General features: G+C 71.1%; 22 protein-coding genes. 13 read left to right on the forward strand and 9 right to left on the reverse strand.

What is annotated here, in order from left to right; translation table 11 throughout:
• Window positions 1-47: 47 nt before the first annotated feature.
• The 4 genes from FB559_RS44685 to FB559_RS17610 all read left to right on the forward strand — a co-directional run bounded on the left by FB559_RS44685 (window position 48) and on the right by FB559_RS17610 (window position 3,117).
• Window positions 48-764 (forward strand): L,D-transpeptidase family protein, encoded by a 717-nt coding sequence (locus FB559_RS44685; RefSeq protein ID WP_221640067.1) that lies wholly within the window; start codon window positions 48-50, stop codon window positions 762-764.
• Between the two features lie 49 nt (window positions 765-813).
• On the forward strand, window positions 814-1,581 hold the full coding sequence (locus tag FB559_RS17600; protein WP_246121699.1) for an arylamine N-acetyltransferase family protein: 768 nt from the start codon (window positions 814-816) through the stop codon (window positions 1,579-1,581).
• A gap of 47 nt (window positions 1,582-1,628) precedes the next feature.
• Complete coding sequence (locus tag FB559_RS17605; RefSeq protein WP_141956628.1) at window positions 1,629-2,465, forward strand: patatin-like phospholipase family protein; 837 nt, start codon at window positions 1,629-1,631, stop codon at window positions 2,463-2,465.
• Between the two features lie 76 nt (window positions 2,466-2,541).
• Entirely contained in the window at window positions 2,542-3,117 is a 576-nt protein-coding gene (locus FB559_RS17610) for a TIGR04222 domain-containing membrane protein (RefSeq protein ID WP_141956629.1), read from the forward strand.
• Between the two features lie 4 nt (window positions 3,118-3,121).
• Here the strand turns inward: FB559_RS17610 and FB559_RS17615 are convergent, their stop codons facing one another.
• Entirely contained in the window at window positions 3,122-3,379 is a 258-nt protein-coding gene (locus FB559_RS17615) for a hypothetical protein (RefSeq protein ID WP_141956630.1), read from the reverse strand.
• Window positions 3,380-3,553: 174 nt separating this feature from the next.
• On the opposite strand from FB559_RS17615, the gene FB559_RS17620 reads away from it, so the two are divergent.
• Together FB559_RS17620 and FB559_RS17625 are read left to right on the forward strand one after the other, a co-directional pair.
• A complete protein-coding gene (locus tag FB559_RS17620; RefSeq protein ID WP_141956631.1) occupies window positions 3,554-4,783 on the forward strand; it encodes a sensor histidine kinase in 1,230 nt (409 codons plus the stop codon).
• Window positions 4,780-5,427 carry a response regulator gene (locus FB559_RS17625; protein WP_141956632.1) on the forward strand — a complete coding sequence of 216 codons (648 nt, stop codon included), beginning with the start codon at window positions 4,780-4,782 and terminating at the stop codon, window positions 5,425-5,427. Before FB559_RS17620 ends, FB559_RS17625 begins: the two co-directional genes overlap by 4 nt.
• Before the next feature lie 8 nt (window positions 5,428-5,435).
• Here FB559_RS17625 and FB559_RS17630 read toward each other — a convergent pair whose 3' ends face one another.
• Window positions 5,436-5,876 (reverse strand): RDD family protein, encoded by a 441-nt coding sequence (locus FB559_RS17630; protein WP_185792271.1) that lies wholly within the window; start codon window positions 5,874-5,876, stop codon window positions 5,436-5,438.
• 59 nt (window positions 5,877-5,935) lie between these two features.
• Between FB559_RS17630 and FB559_RS17635 the strand changes: the two genes are divergently transcribed.
• Entirely contained in the window at window positions 5,936-6,715 is a 780-nt protein-coding gene (locus FB559_RS17635) for a phosphatase PAP2 family protein (protein WP_141956634.1), read from the forward strand.
• A gap of 108 nt (window positions 6,716-6,823) precedes the next feature.
• On the opposite strand, the gene FB559_RS17640 is transcribed toward FB559_RS17635, so the two are convergent.
• The 6 genes from FB559_RS17640 to FB559_RS17665 all read right to left on the reverse strand — a co-directional run bounded on the left by FB559_RS17640 (window position 6,824) and on the right by FB559_RS17665 (window position 13,603).
• Window positions 6,824-7,987, reverse strand: coding sequence for a CU044_5270 family protein (locus FB559_RS17640; protein WP_141956635.1), 1,164 nt, complete (start codon window positions 7,985-7,987; stop codon window positions 6,824-6,826).
• On the reverse strand, window positions 7,984-8,520 hold the full coding sequence (locus tag FB559_RS17645; protein WP_141956636.1) for an RNA polymerase sigma factor: 537 nt from the start codon (window positions 8,518-8,520) through the stop codon (window positions 7,984-7,986). The genes FB559_RS17640 and FB559_RS17645 overlap by 4 nt, the downstream gene beginning before the upstream one ends.
• 103 nt (window positions 8,521-8,623) lie before the next feature.
• Window positions 8,624-9,769: an ARPP-2 domain-containing protein gene (locus FB559_RS17650; protein WP_141956637.1), complete on the reverse strand. Its 1,146-nt coding sequence runs from the start codon at window positions 9,767-9,769 to the stop codon at window positions 8,624-8,626.
• The gene (locus tag FB559_RS17655) at window positions 9,766-11,265 is read right to left on the reverse strand and encodes a hypothetical protein (protein WP_246121701.1); all 1,500 of its coding nucleotides are present in this window, start codon (window positions 11,263-11,265) and stop codon (window positions 9,766-9,768) included. Before FB559_RS17655 ends, FB559_RS17650 begins: the two co-directional genes overlap by 4 nt.
• A 114-nt stretch (window positions 11,266-11,379) precedes the next feature.
• Window positions 11,380-12,243: a MurR/RpiR family transcriptional regulator gene (locus tag FB559_RS17660; RefSeq protein ID WP_185792272.1), complete on the reverse strand. Its 864-nt coding sequence runs from the start codon at window positions 12,241-12,243 to the stop codon at window positions 11,380-11,382.
• A gap of 4 nt (window positions 12,244-12,247) precedes the next feature.
• The gene (locus tag FB559_RS17665) at window positions 12,248-13,603 is read right to left on the reverse strand and encodes a glutamine synthetase family protein (RefSeq protein ID WP_141956639.1); all 1,356 of its coding nucleotides are present in this window, start codon (window positions 13,601-13,603) and stop codon (window positions 12,248-12,250) included.
• 113 nt (window positions 13,604-13,716) lie between these two features.
• Here FB559_RS17665 and FB559_RS17670 point away from each other — a divergent pair, with 113 nt between their 5' ends.
• Genes FB559_RS17670 through FB559_RS17685 form a run of 4 tightly spaced genes read left to right on the forward strand, consistent with a single transcriptional unit; the run spans window position 13,717 to window position 18,369 of the window.
• Window positions 13,717-15,216, forward strand: a complete 1,500-nt coding sequence (locus tag FB559_RS17670) for an APC family permease (RefSeq protein WP_141956640.1) — start codon at window positions 13,717-13,719, stop codon at window positions 15,214-15,216.
• A gap of 31 nt (window positions 15,217-15,247) precedes the next feature.
• Window positions 15,248-16,387, forward strand: coding sequence for an amidohydrolase family protein (locus tag FB559_RS17675; RefSeq protein ID WP_141956641.1), 1,140 nt, complete (start codon window positions 15,248-15,250; stop codon window positions 16,385-16,387).
• Complete coding sequence (locus FB559_RS17680) at window positions 16,387-17,568, forward strand: M20 metallopeptidase family protein (protein ID WP_141956642.1); 1,182 nt, start codon at window positions 16,387-16,389, stop codon at window positions 17,566-17,568. The genes FB559_RS17675 and FB559_RS17680 overlap by 1 nt, the downstream gene beginning before the upstream one ends.
• 9 nt (window positions 17,569-17,577) lie before the next feature.
• Window positions 17,578-18,369, forward strand: a complete 792-nt coding sequence (locus FB559_RS17685) for a GNAT family N-acetyltransferase (RefSeq protein ID WP_141956643.1) — start codon at window positions 17,578-17,580, stop codon at window positions 18,367-18,369.
• Between the two features lie 23 nt (window positions 18,370-18,392).
• Here FB559_RS17685 and FB559_RS17690 read toward each other — a convergent pair whose 3' ends face one another.
• A complete protein-coding gene (locus FB559_RS17690; protein ID WP_141956644.1) occupies window positions 18,393-18,989 on the reverse strand; it encodes an HD domain-containing protein in 597 nt (198 codons plus the stop codon).
• A gap of 221 nt (window positions 18,990-19,210) precedes the next feature.
• On the opposite strand from FB559_RS17690, the gene FB559_RS17695 reads away from it, so the two are divergent.
• Both FB559_RS17695 and FB559_RS17700 read left to right on the forward strand, forming a co-directional pair.
• Window positions 19,211-19,588, forward strand: coding sequence for a VOC family protein (locus tag FB559_RS17695; RefSeq protein ID WP_141956645.1), 378 nt, complete (start codon window positions 19,211-19,213; stop codon window positions 19,586-19,588).
• A 153-nt stretch (window positions 19,589-19,741) separates the two neighbouring features.
• Window positions 19,742-20,779 (forward strand): hypothetical protein, encoded by a 1,038-nt coding sequence (locus tag FB559_RS17700; protein WP_141956646.1) that lies wholly within the window; start codon window positions 19,742-19,744, stop codon window positions 20,777-20,779.
• Window positions 20,780-20,900 lie beyond the last annotated feature (121 nt).

Raw genomic sequence — 20,900 nt, forward strand, 5'->3', positions numbered from 1 at the left:
TCGAGACTGCGTAGTGCACTTCCCCTTCCGGCGTGCTTGGAGGAGCGGTGAACAACAGGCGTACGGCGCTGCTCGCGTCGATCGCACTGACCGGCGGGGCGGCACTCGCGGCGACTCTGGGACCCGCCGCACACGCGGCGGCGTTCGACCCGTGTTCCGCGGTCGGCCAGGGAAGACTCCGTTACGGCACGGGCACGGCCACCCACCTGGTGCTCGCGATCTCTTCCGACTACTCCTCCAACTACGTGACCGTCACCGAGTGCGTAAAGAAGGGGCGCTCGTGGACGAAAGTGGCCGAGGTGCCCGGGCGTGCCGGGCTGAACGGCTTCGCCCAGCCGGGCGGCAAGCGTGAGGGTGACGGCAAGAGCCCGACCGGCTCCTTCACCTTCACCGAGGCGTTCGGGATGGCGAACCCCGGCACGAAGCTGGCCTACCGTACGCTGCGCGACTCGGGCGACTGCTGGGGCGCCACCCCTGGTCAGAGCCACTACAACGACTACTACTCGGGCACGTGCCGCCCCGCCGACGAGAACCTGTCCTCGCTCATGCAGCTCGGCTCGTACCGCCAGGCGGCCGTCATCGACTACAACCGGCCGAAGGCCGTCCCCGGGCATGGCTCGGCGATCTTCTTCCATGTCGGCGGCCGGGGTCCCACGGCAGGCTGCGTCGCGATCGAGGAGGACGCGCTGCGCGGGATCCTGCGCACGCTGGCGCCCGGCGACCGGATGGTCATGGGTCCTAGGTCGGAGCTCTTCCGGTCCTAGGACCGGCGTCCGATGGCGTGTCAGGGCCATCCTGTGGCGCAATGAGTCCGTGAACGAGTCATGGGTGGACGCCTACCTTGCCCGGATCGGCGCCGGACGGCCCGTACGCCCCGACGCCGAGGCCCTGCGTGAGCTGCATCTTCGCCACCAGCGCACGGTGCCCTTCGAGAACCTGTCCATCCACCTGGGCGAGGACATCACTCTCGAGCCCGAAGCGCTGGTCGCCAAGATCGTCGAGCGCCGCCGCGGTGGCTTCTGCTACGAGCTGGGCGGCGCGTTCGCGACGTTGCTCACGGCTCTGGGCTTCGAGGTCGACATGCTATCCGCCCGGGTGTTCGCCGGCGACGAGCTCAGCCTGCCGCAGGACCATCTGGCCCTGCGCGTCGGACCCTGGCTCGTGGACGTGGGCTTCGGCGGCCACACGCACTACCCGCTACGGCTGGATGAACGCGGCGACCAGGCCGATCCCGGCGGCGTCTTCCGCATCGCCGAGGCCCCAGAAGGCGACCTGGACGTCTTCAAGAACGGCCGGCCCGAATACCGCCTGGAGACCCGGTCACGGAAGCTGGGCGACTTCGAGGCCGGCTGCTGGTGGAACCGCACGTCGCCGAAGTCGCACTTCACCCGGTCCCTGGTCTGCTCGATGCTCACCGACGCCGGGCGCGTGACGCTGAGCGGACGTTCGCTGATCCGCACGGAGAACGGCGAGCGTGACGAGCGCGAGCTCGGTGACGACGCCGACGTGCTCGGCGCGTACCGCACCTGGTTCGGGATCGAGCTGGACCGCGTCCCCGAGGTCTCGCCACCTGCCGGGTGATCCCTTTCCGGGGCATCATGGGACGGACCGAGCGTAGGGAGTCCCCAATGGCGGTCAGACGGGCGCTGGTGCTGGGCGGCGGCGGCCTGGCGGGAATCGCCTGGGAGACGGGTGTGCTCGCCGGGCTCGCCTCGGGCGGGGCCGACGTCAGGGGAGCGAACCTGGTGATCGGCACCTCGGCGGGCTCGACGGTCGGCGCCTGGCTCGGCAGCGGCCTGCCGGTGGAGGAGCTGTACCGGCGGCTGGTCGCCGCTCCGCTGCCGGGTGCGGACCTGAAGCCCGCGGCGTCGCTGACCGACCTGGTGGACATGTTCTTCAGCCTCGCCGAGGTGGCCGACGGCGACACCGACTGGCGGCGCCGGGTCGGCGCGGCGGCCCTGGCCGCCGAGACCGTGCCAGAGGCGGCCCGCCGCGCGGCCGTCGCCGCGCGCCTTCCCGTGCACCGATGGCCCGAGAACGAGCTGGCCATCGTCGCGGTGGACGCGGCCACGGGTGAGGAGCGGGTGTTCCGCCGTGACTCAGGGGTCGGCCTGGTCGACGCGGTGACCGCGAGCTGCGCCATTCCGCTCCTCTGGCCGCCCGTCACCATCGGCGCCTCCCGCTATGTCGACGGCGGGATCCGATCGGTCGCCAACGCCGACCTGGCCGAGGGCTGTGACCGCGTGCTGATCCTGGCGCCGGTGAGCGACGGGAAGGTGACCGGGCAGGCCGAGACGCTGAGCGCCGGCGCCCGCGTCCACGTGATCGAACCCGATGCCGGCTCGCACGCGGCGATCGGCACCGACGTGGGCGACCCGGCTACACGCTTGCCCGCCGCCACGGCCGGCCACGCGCAGGGCGCCGCCGCGGCGGCCACCGTGGCCGCTTTGTGGCAAAAGCCCTAGAAGGGGCATCCGGGGAGGCCGGCCAGGCGTCCAACAGGCGTACGGATCCATCTCCGCGGCCAAGGGCGGCCCCACCATGTCAGAGGATGTCGGGTTGAACGTCTACCAGATCGCCTACGTCTGCGGCGGTCCGGCACGGGTCGCGATGGTCGCTCTGGTCGGCCTGTACGAGGACGGCCAGATCAAGATCGCTCGTGCGCGACGGCGGGTCACGGTCGTCGAGCGCGACCACGATGACCCGGTACGGGCCGCGGCGGTCGCCTCGATACCCGACGCGGGACGGACGCTCGGCTCACTCCTGGCCGCGATCGCCGAGTCGGACGCGGTGGCCGAGATCGGGCGGGCACTGCGCGACCGAGGACTGCTTCCGCGTTCCCGGCTGGCACTCTGGTCATCGTCGCGCGGGCGGACCACGCGGAGCCTGCGCCGGCGGATCGTGGCCGGCCTCCCCGCCGAGGACGACATGCCCCGGCGCGTGGCGACCATGGGCCCGGCGGGGATCGCCGACCCGGAGCTCCGGCGGCTCTTCGAGGCCCCGGATCCCGATCTGAGCGTGTCCCCCGTACGGGTGCCGGGCATCGGGGGCGGGAACGAGGGTTATAACGCGCCCCAGCGCGAGTACGACGACGGAGGCGGTACGCCCGGGTGGTGAAGCGTCAGTGTCCCTCCCGGCGGCGCAGGACCTCCCTCAGCCCGGTCGTGGCGGTCACCGTCCAGAGGACGGAGACGATGCCCAGCACCACGAAGAGCACGGTGCTCGTGGTGTCGAGCCCTCCGGCGAGCAGATTCCACACGCTCGAGCCCAGGCAGATCAGGGCGCCGAACAGGCTCAGGTAACCGATCGCCAGGTTCCTCGGTGTGAAGCGGTACCACGGGTCCTTGGCCGGCCAGGTGCGATCGTTCTCGACGGACATCTCGCGATCACCTCTCCAATGTGTATATCGGTGAGTCGATATTCCCCAGATGTCGCGTCTTATCGCTTCGGCCAGGCGTTCGGTCTCCGCGCGGCGGCCTCGGCCATTCGGCCGAGGCATGATCCGCACCAGCGAAGGAGTCGCGAACCAGGGAAAAGAGGCATGCTCGGTGTCATGGCCAGCACGCGTCCTGACAACGGTGCCCCCTCCGGCACAGGGGCGACGGCGACGCGCCGGGGCCCACTGATCGTCGAGATCGTGGCCCTGGTCGTGCTCACCGTCGTCGACAGCGTGCCTCTCGTCGGCGGGCGGCCCGCCCACGGTATGACCGGGGAACTGCTCACCTCGATCGTGCCCGGGTTCGGGTCGACGGCGGCCGTCCTGGCCGTGCTTCGCCGCCGTTTCGTCGCCCGGATCGGCCTGCTCAGCGGCGGCGTCATCGCCATCAGCCTGGTGAACACCGCGATCTCCAGTCTCGCGCACGACTCGGTCCACGGGACGCCCGGCCTGACCGAGACCCTGGCGATCGCCCTTCTCGTCGGTGCGGGGTGCCGCAGGCTCGACCGGTACCCGGTGATCGGTCTGGGCGTCGCGGGCGGCGTGGCGATGACGGTGGCACCCGTGCTCCGCTACGGCGTCGGGTCGTCGATGGCGCTGCTCGCGGTGCCCGCCGCGCTGGTGTGGGGCGGGTCGCTGGCCGTCGGGTTGACCCTGCGCGACACCGACGACCGGCGGCTGGCCGCGCTCGCCGAGGCACGCACCGCCGAGCGGTTGCGGCTGGCCCGCGAGCTGCACGACTTCGTCGCGCACCACGTCACCGGCATCGTCGTACGCGCGCAGGCGGCGCGAGTGGTCGCCGACCGTCCCGGCGCCGGACCGGACGCCGACGTCTACCGCGAGATCGAGGAGGCCGGTTCCGACGCCCTCACCGCGATGCGACGGCTCGTGGGCATGTTGCGTACCGACGCTCCCGTTCCCGCGCCGTCCGCCACCGGGATCCGTGAGGCGGTGCTGGACGCCGCGTCCGGCTACGGCAGGATCTCGACCGAGTTCCCCGACGAGCTGGACCGGCTCACGCTCGCCCCCGAGGTGATCACGATGGTTCATCGCGTGGTGCTCGAGGCCCTGACCAATGTCCGCCGGCACGCGCCGGAGGCGACGGAGGCACGGGTGACCGCGCGCGTCCAGCACGACCCGGCCGCCGACGTCCTGGTCCTGGAGATCTCCAACGACGGCGTACGCGGCGAGCCGGGAGGCGGTACGGGCTATGGGCTGATCGGCATGACCGAGCGTGTCACCGCGCTCGGGGGTACACTCCGCGCCGGTGCGGAGTCCGGACGGCAGTGGCGGATCACCGTGCGTCTCCCGCTCGACGACGGCATCGCCACGGAGGTATCCCGATGAGCGTTCGCGTCCTCATCGCCGACGACCAGGCGATGGTGCGCACCGGCTTCCGGCTGATCCTCGAGGCCGAGCCGGACATCGAGGTGGCCGGCGAGGCCGCCGACGGCGAGGCCGCGGTGAGCCAGGCACGTGAGCTGCGCCCGGACGTGACGCTCATGGACATCCGGATGCCACGTATCGACGGCATCCAGGCCACACGCCTGCTGGCCGGGCCGGACGTCCCCGAGCCGATGCGCGTCGTGGTCGTGACGACCTACGACGAGGACGAGAACGTCTACTCGGCGCTGCGTGCGGGCGCGTGCGGGTTCCTGCTCAAGGACGCGGGACCGCGGCTCCTGGTGGAGGCCGTACGCGCCGCCGCCGACGGAGAGTCCCTGGTCTCCCCGTCGATCACCACGCGCCTGCTGGCGCGGTTCGCCCAGGCCGCCGCCACCGCCAAGGCGCCCGCCGAGCCCCTGACCGGCCGCGAGCGTGAGGTCGTACGCGCCGTCGCGCGCGGCCTGACCAACGCGGAGATCTGCGCCGAGCTGGTCATCTCGCTGTCCACGGTCAAGACGCATCTGAACGGCATCCAGCGCAAGCTCGGCGTGCGCAACCGTACCGAGATCGCGATCTGGGCCTGGGAGAGTCGCCTGGTGGGCTGAGCCCGGCGTCAGCGGCGTACGACGAGGGTGCGGGCCACCATGTCGCCGAAGCGCTGGTGGCGTGGGGTGAACGCGATCGCCAGCGCCCCCACCAGCCCGAACAGATAGCCGTCCACGACCATCATCAACCATCGGATCATGTAGGCCCGCAGGGCGGGCGTCTCGCCGTGCTCGGTGACGACGCGCAGCCCGACCCAGCGCATCCCCGGTGTCCCGCCGAGCCACCGGTGCGGAATCCACACCTCCATGGCCCAGCTGCCCGCGATGAGCAGGGCGAGGACCAGCCCTGCGATGCCGTATGCCGTCACGGTGCGGCCGGTGCCCCTGGGGACGAGCGCGACGACGATCAGCGAGAGCACCAGGAAGATCAGAAGCGCGACCACCAGAAGCAGGCGGTCGATGACGCAGTGGGCATACCTGCGGAGGATCACTCCCGTCGGCTGGGACACCTGCGTAATCATGCCAGGGGTTCCGGTATGCCCGCGGACGTACGGGTAGGTGCCCGGTCATGGGTAACGGATCACTCGCGCGCTGGACACACCGCCACCCGGACGGCGGGCTCGGCCTGCGGCTCGGGCTCGCCTGCCTGGCGGCGTTCATCGTCCTCGTGCCGTTCACCGCTCTCGCGGCCCTGGTGGACACCAAGTGGGGACCGCTGAGCCGCCTGGACGTGTCGAGTACGCGGCACGCGAACTCCTGGGTCCTGCACCACCGCGAGTTGATCTCGCCGCTGCGCGCCACGTCCTACATCTTCCACGCCTGGGTCTTCCGCCTGGTCGTGGTGGTGCTGGCCGGCTGGCTGCTCTACCAGGGCGCCCGGCGCCTCGCCGCCTGGGCCGTCACCACACTGGTGGCCGCGGGCCTCCTCGACGTGCTGCTCAAAGTGGCCATCGACCGCCCGAGGCCGACGCTCCCCAGCGCGATCGCCCACGCGCCCGGCGGCTCCTTTCCCTCGGGCCACGCCCTGACCGCGGTGGTGGGCACGGCGACGATCGTCCTCATCCTGCTACCCGTGCTGCACGGGTCGTGGCGCGTCGTGGCCTGGGTGGCCGCCGCGCTGATCAGCCTCCTGTCCGGCACGTGCCGGGTCCTGCTGGGCGTCCATTTCGTCAGCGACGTCCTGGCGGGCTGGATCCTGGGCGCCGCGATCGTCCTGGCCACGACCGCCGCCTTCGAGACCTGGCGCCGCGACGAGGGCCGCCGGCCGATCGACCCGGTCGTCGAGGGCACCCAGCCCGAGGCCGCCCCAGAGATCGCCGGCCATGGCGACCGAGGTCACTCCCGCTGAGCGAAGGGCGCACTTCGGCGGTGGCCGAGGCGGCGGCACCCTGTCCCCCCGATGCCCCGTCCCGCTCGGATCAGGACGGAGCATCGTGTCACCCTGCGGCGCGTGCTGTCAGAACGGCGGCTTCGCCGGATGCGTCGGCTTGTCGTCCGTCCAGCCGGAGCCGCTCGTCATGGCATAGCGCATGACGAATCCGGGCTTCTGCGAGGCGTATTCGCCGCCCGGCCGGGTCAGGACCTCCTGGTCTCCCAGGTACTTCCCGGTCTTCAGGTCGAAGAGCAGCCGTAGCTGAGAACCGTAGGGCACCTTCTCCGAGCTCCCGCGAATCACGCCGGGAAAGTCGGTGACCAGAGCGACACCCTTCCGGCCGAGCGGGTCGGTGACCCTGCCGATCTCCCGGATCCCGGGCTGTGCTTTGAGTACCCGCATGAGCGCCGCCTGCGACCTGGGCGTCACCGGACCACTGAGCATCGCCCGGACGAGGTTGAGCCTGTCCACCGCGGCCCATTTCGTATCCGCTGGATCTACGGCCAGGCCCCTTTTTCCGAAGAGCTTGTCCGGCTGGAACAGCAGCTTGGCCAGTTTCTCCTGGTCCGTGGGCAGCTCCTCGAGCTGTTTGACGGTCAGCCCCAGCTGGAAGCGCCCACCCGACGAGTCCGAGGTTCCGCCCAGCAACTTCGACTTCCACGTCGTCCACCGGCCGGGCGCCGAGCGCAGGGTGTCGTAGTGGTCGTCCACCCGGACCCTGAGGGTGCTCGGCGAGCCGGCTCGCCGCCAGGCGGCGGTGTCCGCGGCGGACACCGGCCGGAACCCCAGATCACGGCTGGCGCCCCCGTCGCCTTTGTTGACCTTGGCCGCGATCCAGCGAAAATCCTCGCTGCCGAAGGCGGAGATCGCGTAGTCACCGGTCTTCGCCCGCACGACGTACGTGTCCGCCATGACCTGGTCGGCGAACCAGTACTTGCCGGTCGGCAGTGCCTCCGCGTTCTGCGCCGCGAGCAGGACTCCACTGAGTGCGCGCGGCGACGGTGCGTTGTGGCCGGTCCTGGCGGGCGTGGTGCCCGGGACCACGAGCAGGGCCACCGCGGTGGCGGCCGCCGCGCCCAGCGCCACGAGCGGCAGGATCAGCCGCCCGCGCCGCCGCTGCCGGGTGGTCTCCTGCGGCTGGGTGAACGCCCGGTTCAGTTCGCTCGTGCGGGTGGACTGATCGGCCTGGCCCGTACCGGCGAGGTGGTGCGGCCTGGCCTCGGCCAGTTGCTGGATGATGTCCTTCACGACCACTCCATTTCCTTCGCCATGCTCTGGTGACGCGCCGGTGCGGGCGGTCCTTCGTTCACCGCCGCCGTCAGGCGCTTACGCGCCCGGTGCAGCCGGACCCCGAACGCCGCGGTGCTGCATCCGACGACGCGGGCGGCCTCCTTGGTGCTGAGCCCATGCCAGGCCACGAGCGTGAGCACCTCGCGATCGGCGTCGGACAGCCGGGTGAGGGCACGCAGCAGCGCGAGCCGGTCGACGACGCCGTCGGCGACATCGGATTCAGCACTCTCGGCCGAGGTACGAAGCTCGGCCGCGAGGGAGTCGCGCCGCACCTGCGCACGCGCCGAGTCCCGGATGACGTTGCGGGCGACGCCGAGCAGCCACGGCAGGGACCCGGACGGCATCTCCGCGAAACGCCGCCACGCCACCATGAAGGTCTCGCTCACGACCTCGTCCGCGGCCTGCCGGCCGACCCGGCTGGCGGCGTACGCCCACACCCGCATCCTGTGGGCGTCGTACAGGGCGGTGAACCGTTCCTTGTCGGCATCCACTCGCTCTCCCGTCTTCGGGGACAGATACACCACGAAGTGGTCGCGAGACCGCCAACGTTACATACGAGTCGGCACGAGACCGGGTGTCGAGCGGGCTAGATGGTCATCGCCGGGCCTGGGCCCGGTAGCGGTCGAGGACGTCCTGGCGGAGCAGGGACCCGAAGCCCGCGGCCGCGATGCGCAGGCCGAGTTCGGACTCGGTCACACCGAGCGCGGCGGCGGTGTCGGGCAGGTTCCAGTCGCAGGCGGCGAGCCGGGTCAGGAGATGTCCTCGCCGGACCTGGTTCTCCGAAAGCCGGAACGTCTTGAGGTACGCGAGACGGCCGGCCTCGTCGGTGATGAGTTCGCCGATGTGGTTCTCGCGCTGCCGCTCGAAGGGCGGCAGGAAGCGGGACAGCCGATACCGGCCCATCTGATGGACCTGCTGGTAGGTGTAGTCCCCCTCCAGCAGCCCGCCCGCCATGGCCCGGTCATGGAAGGCCGCCCACGCGTCCTGCTGCGACCGGGCCTGTGCGCGCAGGTCCGCGAGCGATCGCACCGAGGTGTCCGCGATCCGGGCGCGGAAGTCGGTGACCGGCATGCTGAGCATGGCGTAGTGGTGGATCAGCTCGCCGTAGAGGTCGTGGACAAGGGTGGAGTGCAACGCGCGGTAGTCGCCGGGGTGCGGCACCACGAACGCGGCGGCGAGCGCGTCCGCGGCGTAGACGAGGACACCGCACTGACCGGGAAGGATCTCGAAGACGCGCAGAGCGTCCGCCAGGCCCCTGACCGTGGCTCCCGTGTACGCCTCTTCGACACGGGGCGAGAGCCCGTGGTCGATGGCGCGGCGTGACCACTCCTCCCACGCGATCTCGGGCCCGCCGAAGTGCAGCGCCAGGTAACCCTCCAGCGCCAGGTGCAGAGGCATGAACCGCAGCCGGTTCTTGTCGACCCGGCGAGCCATCCGGCGGTGGAACCGCAGCGACATCCGGCGGGGCGCGGGGTCGCGGGCCGCGGCGCCCGACAGCTGGGTTCCGTACGCCGCGGCCGGGGTGCCGTCACCGGTCCAGGTCGCCACGAAGCCATGAGGGATGTAGGAGGAGTACGTGGTTCGCGCGTCCAGCTCGACGATGCCGAGGTCGGCCTCGTAGAGGCGGGCGTCGAGCCGCAGGTCCTCGATCGGCTCGTCACGGACCAGCGGGACGAGCCGTACACCGCCCCATGCCTGCGCCGGGCGGGAGGAGAGCCCGTTGAGAGTCAGGGCCGTCATCCGAGGAAGCCCTCGACGCGCCGCGCCAGGTGGGCGCGCAGTTCGGCGATCCCGGTGCGGCCCTCGGCGAACTGGGCCAGCTCCACCAGGGCGACCAAATCCTCGGCGTCGCGGATGCCCGCGGTCGGGACGGTGGGCGCCAGCCGCCGTACGTCGAAGTCGGCGGCGTCGTAGACCGGGTTGAGATGCACGATGCCGCAACCGTGGCCGGGGTCGAGGCGGGTACGCCAGATCCGGAGCACCTCTCCCGCCAGTCCTGGCGGGGCGTTGTCCCAGCCGTCGGAGACGATGACGAGGCGCTCGGGCCCGCGTTCGAGACCGTCGAGGATGCGTTCGCCGAGCGGTGTCGCGCCGTACGGATGCACCAGCAGCGCGTCCGAACGCCCCGACGACCACAGCGGCACGTAGTCACGCGCGAGTGCCGCAAGGAGGAAATGGCAGGCGAGCGCGACCGCGAGCGGACGGCGGCGCTTGTGCCCCGAGCCGTAGGAGGAGAAGCTGTCGTCGAGGACGGCGACCACTTTTCCCCACTGCCCGGCCTGCTCGCCCGCGGTCCGGCGTGCGGCCGCGCGCAGTGCCTCGGTCAGCTCGGCCCGCTGGCGCACCCGGTCGTCCAGGGAGAGGGCGAGCACGTACGACGCCAGCCGGGTGAGCGGCATCGCGCGGAGGTCGGCCCGTACCGAATCTGCCTCCAGGCCACGCGCCGACTCCTGCAGGCGCAGCCGTTCCAGGCGGGTGAGCCGCGGCGCGATGCGCTCCAGGAACACCGCGCGCGGGACGCCATGCTTGGCGGCGAAACCCTCCGCCACCGTGTACGGCAGTTCGTACAGCGCGGCCTGCTCGTAGTGAGCCCGCCGCCAGGCCTCCAGGATCGGCGTCGCATAGGCGGCCCGCCGATTCGGGGCGAACAGAAACGTCCCCAGTTCTCTTTCCGGCCCACCGACTCCCGCTTCCCGGCCCAGTGTGAGATGGGCGTGGCGGGCCGCGACCTTGACCGCGCTGCGGTACTTCACGGCGTCGAAGGCGAGGTCGGGGCGGGCCGCCAGCCAGTCCCGCATGATCGCTCTGGTACGCCGGTTGTTGACCTTGGCGCGACGCAGCTCGCGGAACAATCGGTAGACCCGCGGTGGCGGCAGCAGTGCGAGGCGCCGGGCGATCAGGCGCCCCTCGGTGTGGCGCTGCGCCGGATCCGCCTCCGCCGTCGTGACCAGCAGGTTCCGGGCGATGAGGACCGCGTTGTGGTCGTTGATGTCCAGGGAGAGCGTGGCCGCGTACAGGTCGCGATAGTTGCCGAGCAGGTAGCGATGGAGGAAGTCCAGGGAGAGGCTCTGCTCGCCGGCGCTGGAGTGGAACTCCCGCTGGCCGGTCGAGGTGATCGCCGCGTTGACGAACAGCAGGACGTCTTCGGCGGCGACCAGATCGGCGCTGGTCTCGATCGGTGCCTCCCGGTTGGCGCGGATGCCGACCGGGGAATGAGAGCACGAACTGCGAATCATCGCTTCAGAGGCGGGTTCCGGAAGTCGCACCGAAGTCCCGCGGTCGGCTCCCGAACGGTAACACCGACCTATCGCCTTCTTCCGCCCCTTTTCCCGTCGCCGCACACCGCAGGCTCAGGGGCTTGACGAAAGCGGTGCCGGGCCGCCGTCGACCACGTCGGCGTTCAGGCGTTCGAAGGCCGCGACGCGGTGCTGGGACTCCTTGCCCCCGCGTTCGACGACTCCCAGTACCAACGTCTCGACCAGGGCGAACGCCGGCACCAGGGTGACGAACGGCGGTGGCCCCTCGACCGTGGTCGTCAGCAGGACCGTCGCCGAGGAGGCCAGCGGGCTCAGGTACGGGTCCGTGCACACGACCAGGGACGCGCCCTGGCCGGCGGCGGCGCGGCCGAAGGTGACCGTGTCGCGCTGGTAGCGGCGGTAGTCGAACGCCACCACGACCGTCGTCTCGTCCACGTCCAGCAGCGCGGCGGCCCGCGCTCCCGGGTCGTTCGGAACATGGCTCACCTGAGGGCGGAGCAGGCCGGCGAACGTGGCCAGGTGCGCGGCGAGCGTCCAGGAGAAGCGGCCGCCGGTGATCAGGATCCTGCGCTCGCGGTCGGCGAGCAGGTCCGCCGCCGCGGCCAGCTCGGACTGGTCCTGGGCGCGCAGGCTCTCCGTCAGCGCCGCGCCGAACGAACGCGCCCGTACGGCCAGCGGCTCGCCTTCGGAGGGATAGTCCTCCAGCGGGCCCGCCGTACGGGCCGAGAGTTCGGCGCGCAGCACCTCCTGGATCTGTGGATAACCGCCGTAGCCGAGCTTGGTGACCAGCCTCAGCACAGTCGGCGGGCTGACGTTCGCCACCTCCGCCAGACGGACGATCGGCTGCAACCCGGCCGCCGGGTAGTCGCCCAGCAGTGCCTGCGCGACGCGCAGCTCCGCGGGCGTCAGCTCGCGCCGCCGTCGCCGGAGGACGTCCGCGACCGTACGGTCGGTCACCGGCTCAGTGCTTCCAGCGGGTTCGCGCGGCGATCTCCTCGGGCTCCATGCCGTCGAACAGTGCGATCTCGCCCCGCCGTACGACACCGACCGTGTCGACCAGGGCCTCGCCCAGCGCCTCCCTCAGCGCGGCGTCGGCCTCGAACGCCTCGACCGCGGCTCCCAGCGACGACGGCAACGGCGGGACACCGTCCAGCGACACCGGGTCGACGTCCACCGGCTCGGGGAGCGTGCCGTGCTCGGCCAGGCCCGCGCGGCCCGCGGCGATGAGGGCGGCCACGGCGAGGTAGGGGTTCGCGGCGGCGTCGAAGCACTTGACCTCGAGGTTGGCCGCCTGGGCACGGTTGCCGGCCGAGCCGGTCACGAACCGCAGCGCCGCCTCGCGGTTCTCCAGTCCCCAGCAGGCGTACGCCCCGGCCCAGTGGGAGGGGACGAGCCGCAGGTAGCTGGCCACCGACGGGGCGCCGATCGCCAGCAGGGCCGGGAGCCGGGACAGGATGCCCGCGGCGAACGCCTCGCCGGCCGGGGTGAGGCCATAGCGGCCCTCGCCGCCGGCCATGAGGTTCGCGTCGTCGCGCCACAGGCTCAGATGGACATGCGCGCCGTTGCCGACGCCGCCCGCCAGCACCTTCGGGGAGAACGTCGCCCGCAGCCCGTGGTTCAGGCTGACCGCCCGGATCGTCTCGCGTACCAGGACGAACGTGTCGGCGGCCGCCACCGGGTCCTCCGGCGCGACCGACACCTCGTACTGGCCCGCGGCGTACTCCGGATGGACCTGCTCCACCGCGACGCCGGCCACCGCCAGGCCCTCGACCACGTCGCGCAGGTAGTCCGAGCGTTCGGTGAGCCGCGTCATGCCGTACGCGGGGCCGGCGCAGGCCGGGACGAAGTCATCGCCACCACCCACCGAGACGGCCCACTCGACCTCGAACGCCGCACGGATCGACAGGCCCTCGGCGGCCAGCCGTCCCGCCTCGCGGCGGGCCAGGCCACGCGCGTCGATCGGGTGCGGCTCACCCTCCTGGTCGTAGCGGTCCGCCGGCGCCCAGGCCCAGCCGGGCAGCGCGGGCAGGACGACCAGCCGGTCCAGGTCGGGGTGCAGCCGCAGGTCACCGATGGGCCCGCCGGCGAAGCGGCCGCTCACGATCGAGTCGTCGAGCAGGAAGGCGTCGAAGACCGGCGACATGCCGATGCCCCAGGCGGCCGCGTGCTCCAGGCGCGCCAGCGGCACCGCCTTGACCCGGGTCACACCACTGGTGTCGACCCACGTGGCGGCGATCCCGGTCACGTCCTTGGCATCGAGATCCCAGGTCGCCTGCCGTGCCGCCGCGGCCCGCCGCGCACGCTCTTGCTGATCCATCACGCCCACCTCAGCCCGGATGAAATATGCGTTACACGAAAAGACGGGTCTTTCATATTCATTACGGAAGCCCCAAAATACGACCACACGACGATCGCGTCGAGAGGAGTGACATGCCGACTCCGACATCTTCCGGTCCACGGCTGAGCCGGACGCTGAGCGTCTGGCAGGCGGTCGGACTTTCGGTCGCGCTCATGGCCCCGAGCATGGCCGCCAACATCAATCCCCAGGGGACCGTCACCTCCGCCGGCCGTGCCGTACCGCTGGCGTTCCTCCTCGCCGGCGTGGCCGTCCTGCTGGTCGCCTACGGCTTCGTACGGCTCTGTCAGTACTACCACCACGCCGGCTCGGTGTACGCGTTCGTCGGCGCGACGCTGGGCGCGCGTTCCGGTGTCGTCGCGGGCTGGGGTCTGCTCGGCACCTACATCTTCTACGGCGTCGTGACCTCCTCGGCGACCGGCATCTTCGGCACCGCGTTCCTCCAGGAGATCGGCGTGTGGCCGCACCCGCCGAGCTGGGCGCCGTTCATCCTGGTGGCGGTCGCCCTCGCGCTGGCCCTGGCGCTCACGATCTCCCCGGCCAAGCGCGGCACGACCATCCTGCTCAGCGTCGAGGGCGCCACCGTCGCGCTGATCCTCGTCGTCAGCGCCATCATCCTCGTACGCCTGGTCTCCGGCTCGGCGCCGGACGACCACGGCTTCACGCTCAGCGTGTTCGCCGTGCAGCCCGGCACGAGCACGTCCGCGCTGTTCCTCGGCGTGGTCTTCGGCTTCCTGTCCTTCGCGGGCTTCGAGGCCGCGGCGACACTGGGCGAGGAGGCGGCCGAACCCCGGCGCGACATCCCCCGGGCCATCCTCGGCACCGCGATCTTCGGCGGCGTGTACTTCACCGTGGTCACCGCGGTGGAGATGATGGGCTTCGGCGCGGACGCGAAGGGCGTCGCGGCGTTCGGGAAGTCCCCCTCGCTCCTCGGCGACCTCGGCAGCTCCTACGTCGGCTCCTGGGTCGGTCACATCATCACGCTCGGCGCCGCGATCAGTGCCTTCGGGTGCTGCCTGGCCTGCATGGTCGGCGCCTCACGGCTGCTGTTCGCGCTCTCGCGCGACACCTCCGGCGGGCGTGGGCCCGGCCGGGTCTCACGCACCGGCACGCCCGCGATCGCCGCGGGCATCGTGGCGACGGGGATGGCGCTGATCATCGCGGTCTGCGTGGCCTTCTTCTCGGCCGAGGCCGAGGACACCTTCATCTGGTCCGGCACCATCGGCACCCTGATCCTCCTCGTCGCGTACGTGCTGACCACCCTCGGGGCCATCCGCCTGGTGTTCGTGCAGCGCAGGATGCCCGTGCCCATGTGGCAGATCGTCATACCGCTGGCCGCCCTGCTGATCCTCGGCTACACCCTCTACCGCAACGTGATCCCCTATCCCTCCTCCGGGCCGCCGCGCTGGTTCCCGATCGTCTCGGGCGGCTGGCTGCTGATCGCCGTGGTCGCGGTGCTGGTCGCACCGGGTGTTTCCCGGCGGCTCGGCCGGGCACTGGCCGAGAACGAAGGCATCAGCCTGAGCGAGAACACCTCCGCCGGGCCGGTCGCCGCACCGGACACGAGCGGCTGAGACATCCCCATACGGAAGGACGAACGACCGAGTGCCCCCTCTCCTGCCCTGCGTCGAGACCCTCAGCCTCGTCGACCACCACTGCCACAGCGTGGTGGACGGCGATCTCGACCGGAGTGAGTTCGAGTCCCTGCTCACCGAGGCCGAGGCCCCCGGCCCGCTCGGCGGCACGCTCTTCGACTCGGCGATCGGTTTCGCCGTACGCCGCTGGTGTGCGCCGGTGCTCGACCTGCCGCCGCATGCCTCGCCCGAGGACTACCTGGCGCGGCGCGCCGACCTCGGCGCCGCCGAGGTCAACCGCCGGTTCCTCCAGGCGGCCGGTGCCGAGGCGCTCTGCCTCGACACCGGGTTCGCGCCCGGCGCGGTCCTACCGCTCGCCGAGATGGGCGCGCTCGCCGGCGCGACGGCGCACGAGATCGTACGGCTGGAGCAGGTCGCCGAAGAGGTGGCCGCGGTCGGGCCGGGCGCGGCCGGCTTCGCCGAGGCCTTCCGCGAACGACTGCGGGAGCGCACCGCCTCGGCCGTCGGGCTGAAGTCGATCGCCGCGTACCGGGTGGGGCTGGCGCTGCCCGGCGAGCGGCCGGGCGACGCCGAGGTCACGGCGGCGGCCGGCCGCTGGCTCGCCTCGATCGAGGCCGGCGCCGCCCCACGGCTCGCCGACCCGACGCTCCAGTCCTTCCTGGTCTGGTGCGGTGTCGACCGCGGGCTGCCGATCCAGTTCCACGTCGGGTACGGCGACGCCGACGTCGACCTGCACCGGTGCGACCCTCTGCTGCTGACCGACCTGATCCGCGCGGTCGAGCCGACCGGGACGCCGATCATGCTGCTGCACAACTATCCGTTCCACCGGCACGCCGGCTACCTGGCGCAGGTGTTCCCGCACGTCTTCGTGGACGTGGGGCTGGCCACCCACAACGTCGGGCACCGGGCGCCGGCGCTGATCGCCGAGACGCTCGAGCTCGCCCCGTACGGCAAGTTCCTGTTCTCCTCCGACGCGTTCGGCCTGGCGGAGCTGTACCACCTCGGCTCCCTGCTGTTCCGCCAGGGCCTGTCGGACCACCTACGAACCGGTCTGGACGACGGGGTGTGGACCGAGGAGGACGCCGCCCGGATCGCGCGGCTGGCCGGGGGAGAGAACGCCCGCCGCGTCTACGGTCTGGAACAGCGCTGATGGACGAACTGGACGAACTCCACCTGAAACTGCGCGCTGCCGTGGCCGACGAACTCCCGGGCGCGATCGCGCTGCGGCACCGGCTGCACGCCGACCCGCGGCTGTCGGGCGACGAGGCGGACACCACGGTCGAGGTCGTACGGGCCCTCGACGCCGGACCGGGACGCGCGATCGCCGGGACCGGGCGGGTCGTGCGGATCGGCGACGACGGCCCCGCCGTGGCGTTGCGGGCCGAGCTGGACGCGCTGCCCATCGTCGAGCGCACCGGAGTGCCCTGGGCCTCACCTGGGAACGCCATGCACGCCTGCGGCCACGACGTCCACCTCGCGGCGCTCGTCGCGGTCTGCCGCGCCGCCGAACGCATCGGGGTGAAGGTGCCGATCCTCGCCGTCCTGCAGCCGCGGGAGGAGAGCTCACCGTCGGGCGCCGAGGACATCGTGCGATCCGGCGTCCTCGGCGAGCACGACGTACGGGCGATCATCGCGGCACACCTTCAGCCGCGCCTGCCGGACGGCGTCGTCGCGGTCACCCCGGGCCCGGTCAACGCCGCCACCGACGAGTTCGAGGTGACGGTCACGGGCGTGGGCGGCCACGCCGGTTACCCGCACGTGGCCCGCGACCCGGTCCTGGCCCTCTGCCAGATCGTGGTCAGCGTCCAGCAGGTGGCGAGCCGGCGCTTCGACCCGGTACGCGGCGCGGTCTGCTCGGTCGGCCAGATCGCCGGCGGATCCGCGGTGAACGTGGTCCCCGAGACGGCCTCCGCCCGCGGCACGGTACGCGTGATGCGGGACGCCGACCGTGCCGTCGCCGCCGACCTGATCCGCGAGATCGTGGACCACACGGCCGCCGCGCACGGCTGCGAGGGCCGGGTGAGGTTCGCCCCGGGCGAGCCTGTGCTGGTCAACGACCCGGCGCTGGCCGCCGGCGCCGCCACCCGGCTGATCGCGTCGGGAGTGAAGACCGATGACGCGTTCCGCTCCTACGGCGCGGACGACTTCTCCCACTACTGCGGCGTCACGCGCGGCCTGATGCTGTTCATCGGCACCGCGCCACCGGACGCCGCGGACGCCCCCGGCCTGCACCACGAGGGCTTCCTGCCCCCCGACCGCATGATCGGCCGCACCGCGGAGGCGCTCCTCGCGGGTTACCTCGCCGCGATCCGCGCCGCCGTGACGCCGTAACCTGCGGCCATGGACGTACGACCCGTGGTCGATGGGGACCTGCCGGCGGTCGCCGAGATCGCGCGTGCCAATGACGAACCGGACGGTGGCGATCCGCGTTATGTCTCTCATCTCCGCAACAACGGCCGGTTCCTGGTCGCGGAGGTGGACGGGAAGCCTGCCGGGTACTGCGGCATCCGTCAGGCCGACGGACTCACGATGCTGTGCGATCTGTTCGTCGACCCGGCCCGGCATGGCGGGGGTGCCGGCGGGCGGCTGCTCGAGGTCGCGCTCGACGGGCCCGGCGAGCGTTCCACCTTCGCGTCACGCGACCCCCGTGCGATGTCGCTCTACGTACGGCACGGGATGATCCCGCGCTGGCCCCTCCTCTACCTGAGCGGGCCGCCGCCGGTCCGCTCCCACGTGCTGCTCGCCGAGCGGGTCCCGGTCGAGGACGCGGGGGTCGCGGAGCTCGACCTGAACGGGCGCGACCGCGCCGCCGACTACGCCTACTGGGCGACCAGGCCCGGCGCCGCTGGTCTGGTCGTACGGGACGGCGGGACGGTCGTCGCGGCCGGGGCGGCCGAGCCGGGACGCGTGATCCACCTGGTCACCGCGGACGACCACGACCCGGCCGCGACACTCACCGCCGCCCTCGGCACCTTCGACGCCGACCGCGTACGCCTCTGCCTGCCCGGCCCGCATCCCGCTCTGCCCTCCCTGCTGAACGCGAGGTGGCGGATCGAGGACCTGGACCAGCACATGGCGAGCAGGGCGGACCTGCTGAGCCCCGCCTCCGTCCTTTCACCCTCGCTCGCCTGAGATGCCGGCCGTTTCTTGGCGGCCTACTCGCCGATCGGCGCCGTGTCGTCGCCGTTGAAGAAGCGGTCGAGCCAGTCGAGTGAGCGGCTCCGCAGGGCCTCGTTGGCGAGTTTCTTGGCCGATGCGGTCTGCAGGGCCGCGAGCGAGCTGTCGATCCAGGGCTGGATGTTCTGGTTGCCCTGTTCGCGGTACTCCACCGCCTGGACCAGGCACTCGAGCTTGTCGGCGTCGCGCGCGCAGCGAGCCTCCAGGCTGGTCTTGTCCTCGTACTCGGCGACGCTGCCGGAGATCATTTCGGCGACCGGCGGAGGCAGGCCGCGCGTCTGCTCGGCCGTGACCTGTTCGTTGGGCGCCCGCTTGACGTACGCCTTGGCCAGGTACGGAATGTCGGTGAGCCGCGTCTCCTGGCTGTCGTGGAACAGGCTGAGCAACGCCGCACGCTCCGGGTCGGCCCCCTCCATCGCGGCCACGATCGAGGCGAGCGCCGCGGCGCGGAACGAATGATCCGCGATGCTCTCGGGGTCGCTCACCCCGGCGATCAGCCAGCCGGTGCGCTTGTAGCGCTTCAGAAGCCCGATCTCGTATACGAAGCCTGTCAACTGTTCCAGCTCGTCCGGCATGCCTGCCCCCTATGACCATCGGCGTTTTCCGGCCGTAGAGGACTCCTTCCCCGGCTCGGGCACCGCCCACCGGCCGCGACCGGGGTGTGTTGCGCGGGAGGGGATCGGGCGCGGCCCGGGCGGGGCCGTACACCCAGCCGCCCGGGCCGCGCTTGAGGAGTTCGTTGCGGCACGCCCGGCGGATTGGGTCCGTCGCCGGGCGGGTCTCGTACGGTGGCGTCATGGAGGTTCTCGCCAGCCGGGTTCTGCTTCGGCCGACCGATCTCGAGCGCAGCCGGGCGTTCTACCGCGACACGCTGAAACTGCCGATCTTCCGGGAGTTCGCGACACCGGCAGGCACGGGGACGGTCTTCTTCATCGGCGGCGGTTACCTGGAGGTGTCCGGGCACGCCGACGCGCCGCCCGCCGAGGGGATCGAGCTGTGGCTCCAGGTGCGCGACATCGAGACGACGCGCCGTGAGCTCGACGGCGTACGCGTGCTGCGCGAGCCGAGACGCGAGCCCTGGGGGCTCATCGAGATGTGGATCGCCGACCCCGACGGGTTGAGGATCTGCGTCGTCGAGGTGCCCGGCGACCATCCCATGCGCCGCCGGGACTGACGCCTGGGTCCGCGGCTTCGGAGAACGTGTCCACGCCTCGTGGGTTCGTCCCGGGAACGCGCTGGCCGGATCCGGACGAGAACGGCGGTTGCCACAGGGGTGCCTTGCTGATGATCAGGGTGAGGTGTGCAATGGAGCCCAAAATTCTTTTTAATGGCAATGGGGGCCGAGTTGATCGAGCAACCGAATGTCGGCGGTAAGCGTGGTGCCAGGATCTTGCCGCTTGATAAAGAGACGGCTCGGGCCCAGGTCGTCCGGTCCTACATTTTTCAGGAACTCGAAGAAGACGCCCGTAACCCAGGCGACCGTTCGGACATTTTTCCGCCGGACGTCGACCGATTCCTGAGGATCGTCCATACTGTCTCCCGGGCGATCACCTTCAAGGACCACGAGGATTTCTGCAACAGCTGTTACAGGATGTCGTTCGAGAAAATCATCACCAACGCCAGTACATATACGGCAGATGCGTATGTTCGGGACGTACTGCTCTTGGAGGGAAAAGTCGCCATACCTCCGGCGAAGAATATAAAAAGCTACGTCTTCGGCTATCCGCTGCAAACGCAGCGGAACGAAGGCGATATCAGGTATCGCGTCTACCTCAACCCCCGGCCCCAGCACGCGGTCGCCGTCTACCGCGGCCTGCTGGACGGGAATCCGCCGATCGTCTGGTCCAAGCTGGCCGACCATGAACTGTTGATCACCTGTCGCGATGCCCTCGTCGTCTACGTCGCAAGCGGCAGTGCGTTGGCGGAAATCCTCGCCCGCCTGCGCAGCTACCAGTGGGACAATTCCGACCATTTTTTCGACGAGGTGCCTGTGATGACCAAACCGGCGGACGATTTGGCCGGGGTCGGCTGGGCCGTGGATCTTCCTATGACCAAGGGCGGTGGACACGTCTACGCGCACTGGGAGGCGAAAGGCGAAGAGTGGCAGCGTGGGCGTCGGTGGATCATGGATGGCACAAGCGCTGACGTCAACCTCTCCCACTCCCAGTGGCGGTCGATCTTCGTACTCTCCGCCCTGCGCAAGTCCGCGAAAGGTGATATCTCCGCGCTGAGGACGGAACTCGCCAGAATCGGCGACGCCGCGGGCCTCGCGCCGCAGGCGATGTTCGCGCGCCCCACAATCGGCCCGGAACTGGTCACCCTGCTGGAGAACGAACTGTTCCCCGAGGTGACTTCCGGGTCCTGAGACACGCCCAGGCTGTCGAGGCCGTGCCTCCTGAGCACGACGCGGGCGAAGCACCCGGGTGCGGTCCTCGGCAGACCGTACGACGCTTAGGGTCGGTCTCATAGTCATGCTGTTGCCGTGC

It is taken from the genome of Actinoallomurus bryophytorum (assembly GCF_006716425.1).
Classification (GTDB): domain Bacteria; phylum Actinomycetota; class Actinomycetes; order Streptosporangiales; family Streptosporangiaceae; genus Actinoallomurus; species Actinoallomurus bryophytorum.